The organism is Roseibium sp. RKSG952, assembly GCF_009711355.1.
On sequence record NZ_SMMF01000955.1, the window covers coordinates 59,971 to 76,418 of the forward strand.

Consider the following 16,448-nt stretch of genomic DNA (forward strand, 5'->3'; position numbering starts at 1 on the left):
GAATGCACTGGTGTATTCCGTACGCGTGAGGCAGCGTCGCGTCACTTTCAGAACGGATCAAAAAAGGTGTTGATCTCAGCTCCTGCTCGCGGCGACGGCGCTGTCAAAACTGTAGTGTTCGGTGTGAATGAGCATGAGCTAACTGCCGAGGATTTGGTGGTTTCAAACGCGTCCTGCACGACGAATTGCTTGTCACCAGTTGCGGCCGCACTTGATGCAGGTTTGGGTATTCGGCACGGAAACATGACAACCGTACACGCCTATACGGCCAGCCAACCCGTTCATGACACGGCTGGAAAAGACCCCTACCTGTCGCGTGCTGCAGCGTTGTCGATGATCCCGACAACGACGGGTGCGGCCTCTGCCGTTGGTCTGGTTCTGCCACAACTTCAGGGCAAACTGACGGGTCAGGCCATCCGCGTACCCACGCCTAACGTTTCCGTGGTCGATTTGGTTGTCGAAGTCTCCCGTCCGACAACTGAAGAAGAAGTGAACGCGTTGTTTACCGAGGCCGCAGAAAAAATCCCCGGCGTATTGGCCGCAGAAAATCGTCCTCTGGTCTCTGTAGATTTCAACCATGACGCCCATAGTTCGACCGTCTCTCTGTCGGAGACCAAAGTCACCGACGGAACACTGGTTCGTGTTCTCGCCTGGTATGACAATGAATGGGGTTTTTCGAACCGGATGCTGGATACTGCAGCAGCGATGGGCGCTTTAGCCTAACCTCTCACGCAATGCAGTGTTGACACGGGGCGTGACAAATTTTGACACGTCCCCACCCAATCTGGCGATCTCTTTTACCAGTTTGGATGCGATTGCCTGATGTCTTGCCTCAGCCATCAGGAACACGGTTTCGATTGAATCATCCAAGGCTCGGTTCATCCCGACCATCTGGAACTCATACTCAAAATCAGCAACAGCACGCAGGCCGCGCACGATGATCTGAGCACCGACATCTCTGGCACAATCGATCAGCAGGTTTTCAAAGGGATGCGCGACAATCTCAGTACCGGTTTGTTCGGTCAGATAGGCGCATTCCGCCTCAATCATGGCTACGCGCTCTTCGAGTGAGAACAAAGGGCCCTTGTCCCGATTGATCGCAACTCCGATGACCAGCTTGTCGACCAGCGCTGCGGCGCGGCGAATGATATCGATATGACCCAGAGTAATCGGGTCAAAGGTTCCGGGATATAATCCAACGCGCATCACTGTCTCCTGCGCAACTTTATTTCTGCGCAAGCAAACACAACTTCGCCGCGTGTGCAAGAGGCGGCATCAGGCTGAAACCCGATCAGTGCCCCATGATCATGCCTTGCAATGCGTCTTTTTCCATGGCCAGTTCGGTCAATTGAGCCTTGACCACATCGCCCAACGTCACAATTCCAACAAGCTGCCCGTCTTCCAGAACCGGCATATGTCGAAACCGGCCTTCTGTCATTCTGGACATGATATCCTGTACAGTGTCCTGGCGGCTGGCTGTCACCAAATCTCGGGTCATATAGGCGCTGACGGGTTCCGAAAGACACCCGCTGCCACTTGCCGCGAGCTCCCGTACAATGTCACGCTCTGACAAAATACCGGATGCTGTCTGACCACCATCTTCTGATATGACCACCGTACCAATACGTTTCTCAGCCAGAATTTTTGCAGCTTCCGAGACTGTTGCTGACGGTTCGACGGTTACAACCCCGCCTGCCGCCTTGGATTTCAGAATGGCCTGAACAAGCATAAGCGAAAAAACCTCCGGAATAACGTACTGTTTTTTAAAGCGTTGCCGGAATGAAAGACCCTGTCAAGGTTGGGCTTCGGCTTCAAGCCGCGCAACCTCGTCGCGGATACCTTTGGTCAGGGCATCTGCAAAGCGGTTCAACCGCTCGTTGCGGTGATCCCCCTGATGTCGAACGAGGTAGAAACTACGGGTCAAACTGACTTGATCCGTCAGTATTTTACGAAGATGAGGATGGAATGGCAGCGTAAAATCATGAGCGACGCAGACACCACTTCCCAACGAAACCTGCCGAAGTTGCACAGAGACCGAATTTGATGCAAGCGCAACACGGTCAACGCCGATATCGTTGAGATAATCCAACTCACGGTCAAAAATCATATCGGGGATATACCCAATCAGACGATGCCCCCCAAGATCGGCGACAGATTGAATTGGGGTATGACGATCCAGATATTCCCGGGTCGCGACCAGATGCAATTTGTAATCGCTGACTTTTTGCACCAGCAACTTTCCTGCCGTAGGCGCACTGACTGTGACCGCCATATCAGCTTCGCGGCGGGACAGGTTAATAATGCGAGGCAGCGCGAGGATCTGAATGTCCAGATCGGGGTTCGCATCACTGATTTTGGCGCAAACCTGCGGTAACAAGTAGTTTGCGCTGCCATCCGGCGCTCCGATCCTTATCTGACCGCTTAGAGATTTTGTTGAACCGGCTACTGCACCTGCTGCCGCACGCATTGCCTCTTCGGCGTGCAGGCTGTGATCCATTAAGCGCTCACCTGCCGGTGTGAGCAGATAACCCTGCTGAGATTTCGTAAAAAGTGAAGCGTTCAGGGCGGTCTCCAGCCGGGCAATTCGCCGCCCGACGGTTGCCGGATCAATCTTCAGCAATCGGCCAGCGGACGAAAGGCTTTCCTCGCGTGCGACGGCCAGAAAGACCCGCATGTCATCCCAATTTGGGTTCATCTGTTTCCTTTTGCATTTTTGCAAAGCTCTTTTGAGACATTGCCTCTGTTCGCGGGATTTCTGCAAGCCTATTCTGCGCGCAAATTTACCGGAGGAGTTTGCAATGCAAGATCTGACCCATTTCATCAACGGCGAGAACGTGGCGGGCACATCCGGCCGTTTCGACGACGTTTTCAACCCTGCAACCGGCGAAGTTCAGTACAAATGCCCGATGGCAAGTGTAGCTGAAACCACAGCGGCGATCGAAGACGCAGCCGCCGCACAGATCGCCTGGGGTGCAACCAACCCGCAAAAGCGCGCCCGTGTCATGATGGCCATGGTCGGCCTGATGAACCGTGACATGGACAAGCTGGCCGAAGCGCTGAGCCGCGAGCACGGTAAAACCATCCCCGACGCTAAGGGCGACCTGCAGCGTGGCCTCGAGGTGATTGAGTACTGCATTGGCGCCCCTCAGATGCTGAAAGGTGAATTCACCGACAGCGCAGGCCCGGGCATCGACATGTACTCCATGCGTCAGCCATTGGGTGTTGTCGCGGCGATCATGCCCTTCAACTTCCCCGCCATGATGCCTCTGTGGCACGTCGGCCCGGCTCTGGCCTGCGGTAACGCCGTTGTCCTGAAACCTTCCGAGCGTGACCCCTCTGTTCCGCTGATGCTGGCAGAACTGTTTGTCGAAGCGGGCCTACCCAAGGGTGTATTCCAGGTTGTTAACGGCGACAAAGAGGCGGTAGACACCTTGCTGGACAGCGAGATCATTCAGGGCGTCTCGTTTGTTGGATCGACCCCGATAGCGCAGTACATCTATTCGCGTGCAACTGCCAACGGTAAGCGCGCGCAGTGTTTTGGCGGTGCGAAGAACCACATGATCGTCATGCCCGATGCTGACATGGACCAGGCAGCGGACGCGCTGGTCGGTGCAGGTTTCGGCGCGGCTGGCGAACGCTGCATGGCCATTTCAGTCGCTGTTCCGGTTGGTGAGGAAACTGCCGATGCGCTGATCGAAAAGCTGGTCCCGCGCATCGAAAAGCTGAAGGTTGGCCCTTACACCGCAGGTGATGATGTCGACATGGGTCCGGTCGTAACCGGCGCAGCAAAAGAACGCATTCTTGGCCTGATCAACTCGGGCGTGGAACAAGGCGCTAAGCTGGTTGTCGACAACCGCGACTTCAGCCTGCAGGGCTATGAGGACGGGTTCTTTGTCGGACCGCACCTGTTTGATCACGTGACCCCCGAAATGGACATCTACAAGCAGGAAATCTTTGGTCCTGTTCTGTCGACCGTCCGCGCAGGCTCCTATGAAGAAGCGCTGAAGCTGGCGATGGATCATGAATACGGCAACGGCACCGCGATCTTCACTCGTGACGGTGACACCGCACGTGACTTTGCCAGCCGCGTGAATATCGGCATGGTTGGCATCAACGTTCCGATCCCGGTTCCGCTGGCCTATCACACCTTTGGTGGCTGGAAGAAATCCATGTTCGGCGACTTGAACCAGCACGGTCCTGACAGCTTCAAGTTCTACACCCGCACCAAAACAGTGACATCGCGCTGGCCGTCGGGCATCAAGGAAGGTGGCGAGTTCAACTTCAAAGCGATGGACTAAAATCCATTCCTTCGAAATACCAAAGGCCGCCCAATCGGGCGGCCTTTTTCAGTTCCTCAGCGAGGTATCAGTTCTGGAGGAACTCGCGCAGCGTAATCTGCCCGTCAAAATCAGCATCAAATTCAGCCATCATCATCCGTAGATCGTGTTCGGGGACACAGGCTTTGGCGATGCCTTTGATCTTTCCGTTTTCCACCATTGTCAGGCACTCGGCCGGCAAAGGCTCATCCATTTCGGGATCGGGGAACTCGATGATGTCCTGCACATCAACTGCGACGAGTTCATCCGGTGAAACAACGCCATTTTCATCAGCGTCGTATTCCAGAAACTCTATCGCACGCTCCGCCAGAAACACGGTTTCAAACTCGGAATACTCAACATGGCCATCCGCATTTGCGTCGGCACGGCTGATTTCGTCAGCAGCTATTGCTTCTGGCGTGCAGGGTTCAGTGCTGGCATCACAATCATCGGGTAGAAACAGCACGTCTTCCTGCGTCAGGAATTGCTGGAACTCAGGCTTTGTGATCACTCCGTCACCATTTCGATCAAGCTCGGTGAAAAACATACGGGCCATGGGGGTAGCCTGCGCAGGTGTCTGGGCCGAACCCCAATACACCCCTGCCAGCAACAAGACAGGTAGCACGTAGAGGGTTTTGGGGGCAAAATTGCTCAATGAGCGAACGGGCATGTCATGTTCTCCAATATTATCAGATGACGGCCCTGCCAGCTCCCGATCGATCACACCGCGTACGAGTTCACTCATTGACGATCCGCGTTGTTCGCTGAGATCAGCCAGCTTGCTTTTCAACTCATAAGATACGCGAATTTCCAAGGTTTCTGATTTCTTGGTCATATCGTGTGGTCTCCGGAATACTGTGGGCCTGTCTCTTGCAGTTGGAGCAGACATGGCCCTAAAAATAGCCCAACCCGTGTCCGGCAAACAGGCAAATCGTGTCCGGACAGTGGTCAATCTGCTGTCCGGACAGGCGAAAATTCGCAAGTAAATCTGATATCTCACAGAAAATTTAGGTGACACATCTGGCTCTGGCGTGAACGAATAACTAAATTGCCGAAAAATCTGAGCAGTCTTTCAGGAGGCTTAAGTGTCCAGTTCCCGTATTAATCGTCGCGCTGCCCTGTTGGGCGTAGCATCCGCTATTGCCGCACCAACCCTATTGCGCGCCCAAAGCTCCGATGCATTCCCTGAGACTGAAGATGAGATCAGCACCCAATTACCTGTGCGTCGCAATGTTTCTTCGTTCTCACAGCAGAACTGGCAGGACCATTTTGATGAGTTGGGCGTCGGCTGTCTGCTCGCGGATATCACCAGCCGAGCAGTGCACTATTGGGGACCTGATGGCACCTACAAGCTGTACCCAAGCTCGGTTCCAATGAGCGAAGAGCTGACTAAACGCGGATACACCGAAGTTGTCAGAAAGCGTGAAAACCCAAGCTGGACACCAACCGCATCTATGCGCGAGCGTGATCCATCCCTGCCGATCCGCATGGAAGGTGGCGACCCGGGCAACCCGTTAGGAACCCGCGCGATGTATCTGAGCTGGCCCGCCTATCTGGTGCACGGCACCCATGACACCCGAAAAATCGGTCGTCAGAGCTCATCCGGCTGCATCGGCCTTTACAACCAGCATGTCGAAGAACTCTACCCACTGGTTAAAGTCGGAACCAAAGTCCGGCTCCTCTGAAACACGAAGCCCCGGCCACAAGGACCGGGGCTTTTTCATTGTGGTGAAGCGGTAACTTACTCCGGCAAAAGAACTGCGTCGATCACATGGATGACGCCGTTGCTGGCTTCGATGTCGGCCTGAACGACTTCGGCTTTATTCACCTTCACGCCATTTTTGGCATTCACGCTCAGACGGTCGCCCTGAACGGTCAGAACCTTGGCGCGCTTGCCTGCAATGTCACCCGACATGACCTTGGCCGGAACAACATGATAGGTAAGGATGGCGACGAGTTGATCCTTATTTTCAGGCAACAGCAACGTTTCAACTGTACCTTCGGGCAAAGCTGCGAATGCCTCATCAGTTGGTGCGAAAACCGTGTAAGGCCCCTTACCTTTCAGCGTGTCGACCAGGTCTGCAGCCTGAACGGCGGCGACCAGTGTATTGAACGAACCTGCCGATACAGCAGTGTCAACGATGTCAGCAGCCTGTGCCTTAAGCGGCAGGGTCAGTGCGATTGCGGCGGCGGCGCCCATGAAAGTACGGCGGAACATAACTGTCTTCTCCTCTCCAGCTAGTTATGGAAAGGGGTACGGGCCTTTAGTAAAACCGGATCACTTTATGATTACGCGGGATTGTACTGAACCCAGATGCTTTGAGCGCGACCATCCTTGAGAAACGGTAAGGATTCTACCGCATCCGGGCGATCTTGCTGCAGGTAGTACCCCGGCCAAAGCATTGAATATGAACCAGATTGCAGCAATGCGTGCAGCATATATTGCTCTCCCCAACCGGGACAGTCATAGAAGAAACGCTTGGGGTATTCATAAGGCAGAAATACATCGTGGACATGGATCACTACGCCCGGCTTAAGGGTTGGTATGATCCGACAGAACAAATGCGCCACATCATTGCTCATCCGCACAACATGACTGGAATCGATGAACAGAACATCCCCAGCCTCGAGCTGTGCAAACAGCTCTGGATCGACTTCTTCAAGCCGTTTCTGTTCGAACTGATCGACTACGTGAGCAATGTCCGCACGGGGATACGGATCGATGGCTGTGATTTTCGTATCCAGCCCGCCATCAATGATCGCCTGCCGTGTCACTCGGGTCGAGTTGCCACAGCCCACCTCGATCACGCGCTTTGGCTGAAAACGGCGGATCATCAGATACAGCGCCTCAGCATCCGGGCTGTCATAATAACCGTTACCAATGCGATATCCGGTCTTGTTGCGTGAGGGATCTTTCAACGCTGACAAGGCATCGGCGTATTGATGAAACTCATTGGTCAGCTGTGAAATGTCAAAATCGTCCATCCCCGGTGACAGGGCATACGCCGGACGTGCCAATCCCCCTGCCCGTTCAAACGCCTCAAGCCGTGCGCGCTCATCCCGCTCTGTCACCTTGTCGATCAGTTTGACGCCGATCCGATCCAGGACGGCGTTGATCCGGGGGAATTTTCTGGGTTTCACGCGGAAGGCTCCGATTTGGCATTGGGCTTTGGACGCTGCATAGCGTTGCTTGCATGACCTCTGCAAGAACCACAATCCCAAACCCTTGGCAAAAAGGCCAATTCCGTATTCACTGGTCTGACAAATAGACGAGAGGTCCGCGCATGCAGCAGGAATTCACGCTTGGCATAGAAGAAGAGTATCTGCTGGTCGATCGCGACAGCCTGCATCTTGCCGAAGCGCCTGCTGAACTCATGGAAGCCTGCCAATCCGATTTCGAAGGTCAGGTCAGCCCTGAATTCCTGCAATGTCAGATTGAAGTTGGCACTCGCCCCCACACCACAATCGCTTCAGCACGGGAAGATTTGAAACGACTGCGTTCCTGCGTGTCCAAACGCGCTGCGGAATACAATCTGGCTCCGATAGCGGTTTCGTGCCATCCCTTTGCGGATTGGAAAAACCAAAGTCACACCCGCAAGGAACGATACGACGCATTGCAACATGCTCTTGGTGGTGTGGCACGCAGGATGCTGATCTGTGGCATGCATGTCCACGTGGGCGTTGAAGATCCTGCATTGCGCGCTGATCTGATGCCTCAGCTCTGTTACTTCCTGCCGCATTTACTAGCCCTCTCAACCTCCTCCCCCTTTTGGAATGGCGAGGATACAGGGCTGTCATCATACCGCCTGACTGTCTTTGACAATTTGCCGAGAACAGGCTTGCCTCCGGTCTTTGGCAGTTGGTCCGAATATGAACGGACCACGGGTGTGCTGGTCGAACTGGGCGTGATTGAGGACACCTCGAAAATCTGGTGGGACCTGCGTCCTTCGCATCGGTTCCCCACACTTGAAACCCGCATCATGGATGTCCAACCGAGACTGGAGCATACGCTATCGCTTGCCGCTCTGAATCAGGCACTGACACGGATGCTCTGTCGTCTCAAAGACCGCAACCTGCGTTGGCGTCAATACGACCGCTTTCTGATCGGAGAAAATCGATGGCGGGCGCAACGATATGGCGTTGGTGAGGGTCTGATCGACTTTGGTGACCGGTCAATCAAACCAATGGCTGAACTCATGGGTGAGCTTATGGGTATGCTTGCCGAAGATGCAGAGGCTTTGGGCACCATGAGCGAGCTTGCGCGTTTGCTACAGATCGCAGAAAGCGGCACATCAGCCACTCGTCAGCGGCGTGTTCATGCTGAGGCTGCGGCACAAGGTGAAGATCCAGGCAGAGCTGTCGTTAAACATCTGATCGAAGAATTCCACTCCGATCTTTGATCCGCCAAATCCGATCGTTTCGCGGATTTCTGACTCAAAGTTCGTCACAGCGATTTCAAAGCAGGTACCGGCAAGAATTACTGCATATTTTGTAGGTAGTCCTACGATTGCTGGCCGTGAAAAATTTCTGTAAGGATTGGGAAATAAACACTCGTTCAATTCACCAATCTGCAGGGGAGGCAGGCCATGGATTTCGCGCTGACCGAGGAACAAACAGCCATCTTCGACATGGCCTACGCGTTCGGACAGGAGAATATCGCCCCGCACGCGCGCCAATGGGAAACGGATGGAACAATCCCAAAGGAGCTTTGGCCGCAAATCGGTGAACTGGGTTTTGGGGGTCTCTACGTTTCCGAAGATAGTGGTGGATCGGGACTGACGCGGTTGGACGCTACTCTTGTATTTGAAGCGCTCTCAATGGCTTGCCCCTCGGTCGCGGCATTTCTTTCGATCCACAATATGTGCGCCAAGATGCTCGACAGCTTTGGCAGCGATGAGCTGAAATCTCGCATTATGCCAGAGGTTCTGAGCCTGAATACCGTACTGAGTTACTGCCTCACTGAACCAGGCTCAGGTTCGGATGCCGCAGCACTCAAAACTCGGGCTGAACGCACTAATGAGGGTTACACTCTGAATGGCACCAAAGCCTTCATCTCAGGTGGCGGGTACTCCGATGCTTATGTCTGCATGGTCCGCACCGGCGAAGACGGACCGAAAGGCATTTCGACGGTCTATGTCGAGGACGGAACAGCGGGCCTCAGCTTTGGGGCGCTTGAGCAAAAGATGGGATGGAAAAGCCAGCCGACGGCACAGGTTCAGTTTGACGATTGCAAGATTCCATCAGGCAATCTTGTGGGCACCGAAGGTGATGGTTTCAAATACGCGATGATGGGGCTGGATGGCGGCCGTCTTAACATCGCCTCCTGTTCGTTAGGTGCAGCCCAAGCCGGTTTGGACATGACGCTACAATACATGTCCGAACGCAAGGCGTTTGGGAAATCCATCGATCAGTTCCAGGCGCTTCAATTCCGACTGGCTGACATGGAAATCGAACTGCAGGCTGCCAGAACCTTCCTGCGTCAGGCAGCATGGAAGCTTGATCAGGGTGCGCCGGATGCCACCAAGTTCTGCGCCATGGCCAAGAAATTTGTAACTGAAACGGGATCGAAAGTGGTCGATCAATGCCTGCAACTGCATGGTGGTTACGGATATCTTGCAGACTATGGCATTGAGAAGCTTGTGCGCGACCTTCGGGTGCATCAGATATTGGAAGGCACCAACGAGATCATGCGTGTGATCGTCGCCCGCCAAATGCTTGCCAATCGCTGAGGAATTCATGTCCGACATCGACATTCGTATAACTGGCCGTGCAGGACGGATTACCCTGACACGGCCACAGGCCCTGAACGCGCTTAGCTATGATATGTGCATGGCAATCGACGTTGCGCTGCGCAACTGGCGCGAAGATGACGCCGTTGATCTGGTCATTCTTGATGCTGAGGGTGAAAAGGCCTTCTGCGCCGGGGGGGACATCGCAGAACTCTATGAAACGGGTACAAAAGGCGATTTTGCCTACGGTCAGACTTTCTGGAAAGATGAGTACCGCCTGAATGCGATGATCTTTGAATACCCTAAACCGGTCGTCAGCTTCCTGCAGGGCTTCACAATGGGTGGTGGTGTTGGCATCGGTTGCCACGGCAGCCACCGAGTTGTCGGAGAATCCTCGAAAATCGCCATGCCGGAATGCTCGATCGGCCTGGTTCCGGATGTCGGTGGCTCACTCATGCTGGCATTGGCGCCAGGGCGTTTGGGAGAGTATCTGGGTACAACCGGTGCACGCATGGGGCCAGCCGATGCGATATATGCCGGGTTTGCTGATCTCTACATTCCGCAATCAAAATGGTCTGACTTGATCGAGATGCTCGAGGCGTCGGGAAATGCCGAACTCTTGTCTGATCACGCCGAGATTCCGGCCAACAGCGAGTTGGAACAGGCACAGAAGGAAATTGATCAGTTCTTCGACGGTGAAACTCTGGGCGACATTCTGACAAACCTGCGCAACGGAAAGACAGAATTTGCAGAGAAAACGCTAACGACGCTGTCACGGACTTCGCCGCTTTCGATGGCATGTGCGATCGAGATGCTGCACAGACTGCGAGGCCCTGCCCTGACTATGCGAAAGGCGTTGGAGTTAGAGTATCGTTTTACCCATCGCGCGATGGAACACGGTGATTTTCTGGAGGGCATTCGCGCCCAGATCATCGACAAGGATCGCAATCCGAAATGGCAGTTCGCTGGCATGAACGTGCCTGCCGTTTCCGTATCAAAAATGTTGCAACCATTGGGCGCGGATACACTGAGTTTCGAGGAGGAATAAGAGATGAAGATCGGTTTCATTGGACTGGGCAACATGGGGGCACCTATGGCCGCGAACCTGGCCAAAGCAGGCCATCAGGTTCATGGCTTTGACACCGCGGGCGTTTCTGTTGAGGGCGTCAAGCAGGTCGAAACAGCGGTCGCGGCTGCCGAAGCTGCAGATGCTGTGATTACAATGCTGCCAAATGGCACGATTCTTCGTGCAGTCGCCAATCAGATCATTCCTCAGATGCAGCCGGGTACCGTGCTGATTGATTGCTCAACTGTTGACGTCGACAGTGCCCGCGCCGTTGCTGCGCAGGCCCAGGCGGCAGGTCTGTTGTCGGTGGATGCGCCGGTATCAGGCGGTATCGGCGGCGCTGCAGCCGGCACCCTGACATTTATGGCAGGTGGTTCTGACGAAGCCTTTGCTAAAGCCGTCCCATTGTTCGATATCATGGGGCAAAAGGCGGTGCATTGTGGTGAAGCTGGTGCAGGTCAAGCAGCGAAAATCTGCAACAACATGATCCTGGGCGTCACCATGATCGCCACCTGCGAGGCCTTTGCATTGGCCGACAAGCTGGGACTGGACCGGCAAAAGATGTTCGATGTAGTGAGCACCTCCTCGGGCTACAGCTGGACCATGAACGCCTACTGCCCCGCACCCGGTGTTGGCCCCCAAAGCCCTGCGGACAACGAATACCAGCCCGGATTCGCTGCCGAACTGATGCTGAAAGACCTGCGTCTTAGCCAGCAGGCCGCAGACAGTGCCGATGCAGACACGCCGATGGGACAGGTTGCCACCGCTCTATATGAACAATTTGTCGAGAACGAAGACGGGCTAGGACGCGACTTCAGCGCTATGCTACCGCGATTTGAAAAGCGTGGCCGCAACTGATTAGTCACCGGCAGCAAATCGCGCAGTCATCGTAGACGTGACTGCGCGCACTTATTTTTCCGGGTATGCTCTGACTGACGCCACTGTTGATGGTCATTGGAGTGCTTCGATGAACAAATTGCCCTGTCTTGCCATAGTCGCTGCCATTGCCCTCTCTCCCGCCGTCGTGAGCGCCGGAAACGGTAATGGTAAGGGCAAGAATTCTATTCAAGTTCAAAGGGTTTCGCCACAGCAAGGAATTGTCGTTCAGGGGAATGCAGGTCACTGCCCTCCAGGACTAGCAAAAAAAGCCGTTCCCTGCGTACCTCCTGGTCAGGTTAAGAATCGTTACCAGATCGGTGACAGGATCGATCGCGACTACGTCTGGATTAATGATCCATACCGCTATGGGCTTAAGAGAAACGGTTACTACGTCCGCGCCGGTGATTATGTCTACGGCATCGACCCCGATACGCATAAGGTTCTAAACCTGATCGGGGCCGTCGCAGACATCCTGAATTAGCGCGTTACTCGGCTGCCACGCGCTCAGGGTTCAGCATAGGAAGCAGATACCGTCCAGTGTGGCTGCGTTCATTTCCGGCTACATCTTCAGGTGTTCCGGCTGCAACGATCTCGCCACCTCCATCGCCCCCTTCCGGACCGATATCGATAATCCAGTCGGCGGTTTTGACCACGTCCAGATTGTGCTCAATCACGACTACCGTATTGCCCTGATCGACCAGTTCATGCAGCACTTCCAACAACTTGCGAACATCCTCAAAATGAAGACCAGTTGTTGGCTCATCAAGGATATAGAGCGTGCGACCGGTCGATCGTTTGCTCAGTTCCTTTGACAGCTTAACCCGCTGCGCCTCGCCCCCTGACAACGTGGTGGCCTGCTGACCCACCTTGATATAGCCGAGGCCTACACGCGCCAAAGCATCCATCTTGTCGCGGATCGAAGGCACCGCTTTGAAGAATTCCTGCGCATCCTCGACTGTCATATCAAGGACGTCCGCGATGGACTTACCCTTGAACTTGATTTCAAGAGTCTCGCGGTTATAGCGCGCGCCCTTACAGGTTTCGCAGGTCACGTAGACATCGGGCAGGAAGTGCATCTCGATTTTGATGACCCCATCGCCCTGACAGGCCTCACAACGCCCGCCCTTGACGTTAAAGCTGAACCGCCCGGGTTTGTAACCACGCGCTTTCGCCTCGGGCAACCCAGCGAACCAGTCGCGAATCGGGGTGAAGGCACCAGTGTAAGTCGCTGGATTTGAACGCGGAGTCCGCCCGATGGGCCGCTGATCAATATCGATGACCTTATCCAGATGCTCCAGCCCTTTGATAGTTTCACAGGGCGCAGGCGTCTGCCGCGCGCCGTTCAGCCGCATCGAGGCAGTCTTGAAAAGCGTTTCAATGGTCAGCGTCGATTTACCCCCACCGGACACGCCGGTGACACAAACAAACTTACCGAGCGGGAATTCTGCGGTCACATTCTTCAGATTGTTACCCGTTGCTTTGACAACGGTAACTTTCTTCTTGTTGCCTTTGCGTCTTTCGGACGGGACAGCAATCTCTCGAACACCAGAGAGGTACTGGCCCGTGATCGAAGCCGCATCACCGGCAATTTGATCCGGCGTACCATGACTGACGACCTGACCGCCGTGAACACCCGCACCGGGTCCAATATCAAACACGTAATCAGCTTCGCGGATCGCCTCTTCGTCATGCTCGACGACGATGACAGTGTTTCCCTGATCGCGCAGGTTCTTGAGTGTGCCAAGGAGACGGTCATTGTCCCGTTGGTGCAAACCAATCGAAGGTTCGTCCAAAACATACAGGACACCGGTCAGACCCGAACCGATCTGGCTTGCCAAACGAATCCTCTGACTCTCTCCACCAGACAAGGTTCCACTTGAACGTGAGAGCGTAAGGTATTCCAAGCCAACGTTATTTAAGAAACCGAGGCGCTCACGGATTTCCTTCAGAATAGCCCGCGCAATTTCATTCTTTTGCGCGCTCAGATGGTTTGGGGCATCCTCAATCCACGCGAGCGCCTCTCGAATCGACATCTCGACGACCTGACCCACGTGCTGCCCTGCAATCTTGACCGCAAGCGCTTCGGGACGCAGGCGATAACCTTCACACGTCCCACAGGGTCGGTTGTTTTGGTACCGTTCGAATTCTTCTCGAATCCATGCGCTGTCTGTTTCGCGATAGCGGCGCTCCATATTGGGAATCACACCCTCAAAGCTGCGCGTGACCTGATAAACGCGTCCCCCTTCGTCATACCGGAACTGAATTTCCTCATCTCCGGAACCGCGAAGAAACACCTGCTGAACCTTAGAAGGCAGATCCTTCCAGGGTGTGTTCTTGTCAAAGTCGTAATGGCGGGCAATCGCCTCGATTGTTTGCAGGAAGTACGGAGATTTGCCCTTGCGCCATGGCGCGAGTGCCCCGTCATACAATTTGAGCGTTTGGTCGGGCACTACAAGGCGTTCGTCAAAGAACAACTCGACACCCAGCCCATCGCAGTCCGGACACGCCCCGAAAGGTGCGTTGAACGAAAACAACCGGGGTTCGATTTCCGGAATGGTGAAACCACTGACCGGGCAGGCAAAGTTCTCGCTGAACGTGATACGCTCGGGATCACCTTCACGCGGAGCAGTCTCGAGAATCGCGATTCCATCTGCCAGATCCAGCGCTGTTCTCAGACTGTCGGCCAGGCGGGTCTCCATGCCTTCACGGACAACAAGGCGGTCGACGACAACATCAATGTCGTGCCGGAACTTCTTGTCCAGCACAGGCGGCTCATCCAGTTCATAGAACTCACCATCCACTTTGACCCGCTGAAACCCCTGCTTCCGAAGCTCAAGGAACTCTTTTTTGTATTCCCCCTTCCGATCCCGCACAATCGGAGCCAGAAGATAGCCACGTGTCCCCTCCTCCATCGTCATGATGCGATCGACCATGTCCTGCACCTGCTGCGCCTCAATGGGCAGACCGGTGGCGGGGCTATAGGGCGTTCCCGCGCGCGCAAACAGCAGCCGCATATAGTCGTATATCTCGGTGACAGTACCGACCGTAGAACGAGGGTTCTTGGATGTTGTTTTCTGCTCGATCGAAATCGCCGGGGAAAGACCACTAATGTGGTCCACGTCCGGCTTTTCCATCATGTCAAGGAACTGACGGGCGTAGGCTGACAGGCTCTCAACATAGCGGCGCTGGCCTTCGGCATAGATGGTGTCAAACGCCAGCGATGACTTACCAGAACCCGACAAACCGGTAATCACTACTAGCTGGTCGCGCGGAATGTCGACATCGATTCCCTTGAGGTTATGCTCGCGCGCACCGCGCACCTCGATATTTTTCAGCTCAGCCATTCAGGCCCCCAACAAACAAGTGTCCTAGAAATAGGCGAGCGGCGCCGAGTCTCCAACAAAAAAGTTAGAACAAAGTGTGAACTAACGGTTTATTGCCGACATCTCCTGACACTAAGACCACAATCCAATCAGTCCCCCCCGGTAGGGGTTTATTTATAATCGGCATTGAAAGGAAAATGGCGCGGTTGACGGGGCTCGAACCCGCGACCCCCGGCGTGACAGGCCGGTACTCTAACCAACTGAGCTACAACCGCGCATTTAGGGTCTATGTCTGATCCATTAACCCGGATCAAAGGTTGGCAGCGATGGCGCGGTTGACGGGGCTCGAACCCGCGACCCCCGGCGTGACAGGCCGGTACTCTAACCAACTGAGCTACAACCGCCCGCTGCCCGTTCGTTGCTGAACGTTGGGGTGTATTATGGCTACGCCCCGACATCGTCAAGCGGCGTTTTCAAGTTTTTTCAATTAACCTGAAAATTTGTTTGTGAGTTCGAAGATATAGCTGCGCCCCTTCCAGAGGTCCGGGTGTTCAGGGTTCTCCTCAGCGCAAAACATCTGGTTCTATGATTGTAATCTTGGGCCTAAGCCCTTCATCAAAAGCAGCAACAATTCAAAGGTGGAAGATGCCACACCAGGCGCTCAGACGTCGTTTGATCTGGCCGAAAAAACGCAGGGTCTGACTATTGTCAGACCCAATTGCGCTTTCAACTTTTTTGAAAGAAGTGGTCGGGGCGGCAGGATTCGAACCTACGACCCCCTGTACCCAAAACAGGTGCGCTACCAGACTGCGCCACGCCCCGGACCGTGCGCCTTCCTAACGATGCCGATCTGATTTGAAAACCCCTAACAAGGCCATTTTGCGGGTCCTTGTGAAAAAATTTCATGCCGCATGACAGTTCCGGGTTTGATTGAATAGCGCGAGGCCAAGCCTGCATTGATTTCCAGCACCGCAAACACGGAATCACCGCCTTCAACAGGTGTCAGATTTCCGGGAATCGCACCTTCGTGAACGCGAGTCACCGTCCCGGTTTTATCGAGAAAAATCATGTCCAACGGAATCAGAGTGTTCTTCATCCAGAACGCCACACGCTGAGGAGGATCAAAAACGAACAA

The 16,448-nt window shown here is 54.5% G+C and carries 16 protein-coding genes and 3 tRNA genes; 8 read left to right on the forward strand and 11 right to left on the reverse strand.

The window, feature by feature from the left end; all coding sequences use genetic code 11:
• The coding region (locus tag E1297_RS36880) for a type I glyceraldehyde-3-phosphate dehydrogenase (RefSeq protein ID WP_155147234.1) at positions 1-723 on the forward strand (723 nt) is incomplete at its 5' end.
• Here the strand turns inward: E1297_RS36880 and coaD are convergent.
• The 3 genes from coaD to E1297_RS36895 form a co-directional block, all read right to left on the reverse strand.
• Complete coding sequence (gene coaD, locus E1297_RS36885; RefSeq protein WP_155147047.1) at positions 715-1,206, reverse strand: pantetheine-phosphate adenylyltransferase; 492 nt, start codon at positions 1,204-1,206, stop codon at positions 715-717. The genes E1297_RS36880 and coaD overlap by 9 nt on opposite strands.
• An 85-nt stretch (positions 1,207-1,291) precedes the next feature.
• Positions 1,292-1,729, reverse strand: coding sequence for a CBS domain-containing protein (locus E1297_RS36890; RefSeq protein WP_155147049.1), 438 nt, complete (start codon positions 1,727-1,729; stop codon positions 1,292-1,294).
• Positions 1,730-1,792: 63 nt separating this feature from the next.
• A complete protein-coding gene (locus E1297_RS36895) occupies positions 1,793-2,821 on the reverse strand; it encodes a LysR family transcriptional regulator (RefSeq protein ID WP_368669803.1) in 1,029 nt (342 codons plus the stop codon).
• Here E1297_RS36895 and E1297_RS36900 point away from each other — a divergent pair.
• Positions 2,799-4,298 carry a CoA-acylating methylmalonate-semialdehyde dehydrogenase gene (locus E1297_RS36900; protein ID WP_155147052.1) on the forward strand — a complete coding sequence of 500 codons (1,500 nt, stop codon included), beginning with the start codon at positions 2,799-2,801 and terminating at the stop codon, positions 4,296-4,298. The two genes, E1297_RS36895 and E1297_RS36900, sit on opposite strands and share 23 nt — an antisense overlap.
• Positions 4,299-4,365: 67 nt before the next feature.
• On the opposite strand, the gene E1297_RS36905 is transcribed toward E1297_RS36900, so the two are convergent.
• Positions 4,366-5,151, reverse strand: coding sequence for an EF-hand domain-containing protein (locus E1297_RS36905; protein ID WP_196223487.1), 786 nt, complete (start codon positions 5,149-5,151; stop codon positions 4,366-4,368).
• Between the two features lie 250 nt (positions 5,152-5,401).
• Between E1297_RS36905 and E1297_RS36910 the strand changes: the two genes are divergently transcribed.
• The gene (locus E1297_RS36910) at positions 5,402-6,001 is read left to right on the forward strand and encodes a L,D-transpeptidase (RefSeq protein WP_209016225.1); all 600 of its coding nucleotides are present in this window, start codon (positions 5,402-5,404) and stop codon (positions 5,999-6,001) included.
• 56 nt (positions 6,002-6,057) lie between these two features.
• Here E1297_RS36910 and E1297_RS36915 read toward each other — a convergent pair whose 3' ends face one another.
• Together E1297_RS36915 and E1297_RS51400 are read right to left on the reverse strand one after the other, a co-directional pair.
• Positions 6,058-6,516, reverse strand: a complete 459-nt coding sequence (locus E1297_RS36915; protein ID WP_244328025.1) for a fasciclin domain-containing protein — start codon at positions 6,514-6,516, stop codon at positions 6,058-6,060.
• A gap of 89 nt (positions 6,517-6,605) precedes the next feature.
• On the reverse strand, positions 6,606-7,457 hold the full coding sequence (locus E1297_RS51400; RefSeq protein ID WP_209016226.1) for a class I SAM-dependent methyltransferase: 852 nt from the start codon (positions 7,455-7,457) through the stop codon (positions 6,606-6,608).
• A 143-nt stretch (positions 7,458-7,600) separates the two neighbouring features.
• On the opposite strand from E1297_RS51400, the gene E1297_RS36925 reads away from it, so the two are divergent.
• From E1297_RS36925 to E1297_RS36945, 5 genes are all read left to right on the forward strand, one after another.
• The gene (locus E1297_RS36925) at positions 7,601-8,716 is read left to right on the forward strand and encodes a carboxylate-amine ligase (protein WP_155147057.1); all 1,116 of its coding nucleotides are present in this window, start codon (positions 7,601-7,603) and stop codon (positions 8,714-8,716) included.
• 186 nt (positions 8,717-8,902) lie between these two features.
• The gene (locus E1297_RS36930) at positions 8,903-10,045 is read left to right on the forward strand and encodes an acyl-CoA dehydrogenase family protein (protein ID WP_155147059.1); all 1,143 of its coding nucleotides are present in this window, start codon (positions 8,903-8,905) and stop codon (positions 10,043-10,045) included.
• 7 nt (positions 10,046-10,052) lie between these two features.
• Positions 10,053-11,093, forward strand: a complete 1,041-nt coding sequence (locus E1297_RS36935) for an enoyl-CoA hydratase/isomerase family protein (protein WP_155147060.1) — start codon at positions 10,053-10,055, stop codon at positions 11,091-11,093.
• A gap of 3 nt (positions 11,094-11,096) precedes the next feature.
• Positions 11,097-11,969, forward strand: a complete 873-nt coding sequence (gene mmsB / locus E1297_RS36940; RefSeq protein ID WP_155147063.1) for a 3-hydroxyisobutyrate dehydrogenase — start codon at positions 11,097-11,099, stop codon at positions 11,967-11,969.
• A 109-nt stretch (positions 11,970-12,078) separates the two neighbouring features.
• Complete coding sequence (locus tag E1297_RS36945) at positions 12,079-12,471, forward strand: hypothetical protein (RefSeq protein ID WP_155147065.1); 393 nt, start codon at positions 12,079-12,081, stop codon at positions 12,469-12,471.
• Positions 12,472-12,475: 4 nt separating this feature from the next.
• Here the strand turns inward: E1297_RS36945 and uvrA are convergent, their stop codons facing one another.
• From uvrA to E1297_RS36970, 5 genes are all read right to left on the reverse strand, one after another.
• On the reverse strand, positions 12,476-15,334 hold the full coding sequence (uvrA, locus tag E1297_RS36950; protein ID WP_155147066.1) for an excinuclease ABC subunit UvrA: 2,859 nt from the start codon (positions 15,332-15,334) through the stop codon (positions 12,476-12,478).
• 177 nt (positions 15,335-15,511) lie between these two features.
• Positions 15,512-15,588, reverse strand: a tRNA-Asp gene (locus E1297_RS36955).
• Between the two features lie 52 nt (positions 15,589-15,640).
• Positions 15,641-15,717 (reverse strand) — tRNA-Asp (locus E1297_RS36960).
• Between the two features lie 341 nt (positions 15,718-16,058).
• A tRNA-Pro gene (locus E1297_RS36965) sits at positions 16,059-16,135 on the reverse strand.
• 43 nt (positions 16,136-16,178) lie between these two features.
• On the reverse strand, positions 16,179-16,448 hold a 270-nt coding region (locus tag E1297_RS36970), incomplete at its 5' end, for a DUF192 domain-containing protein (protein ID WP_196223488.1).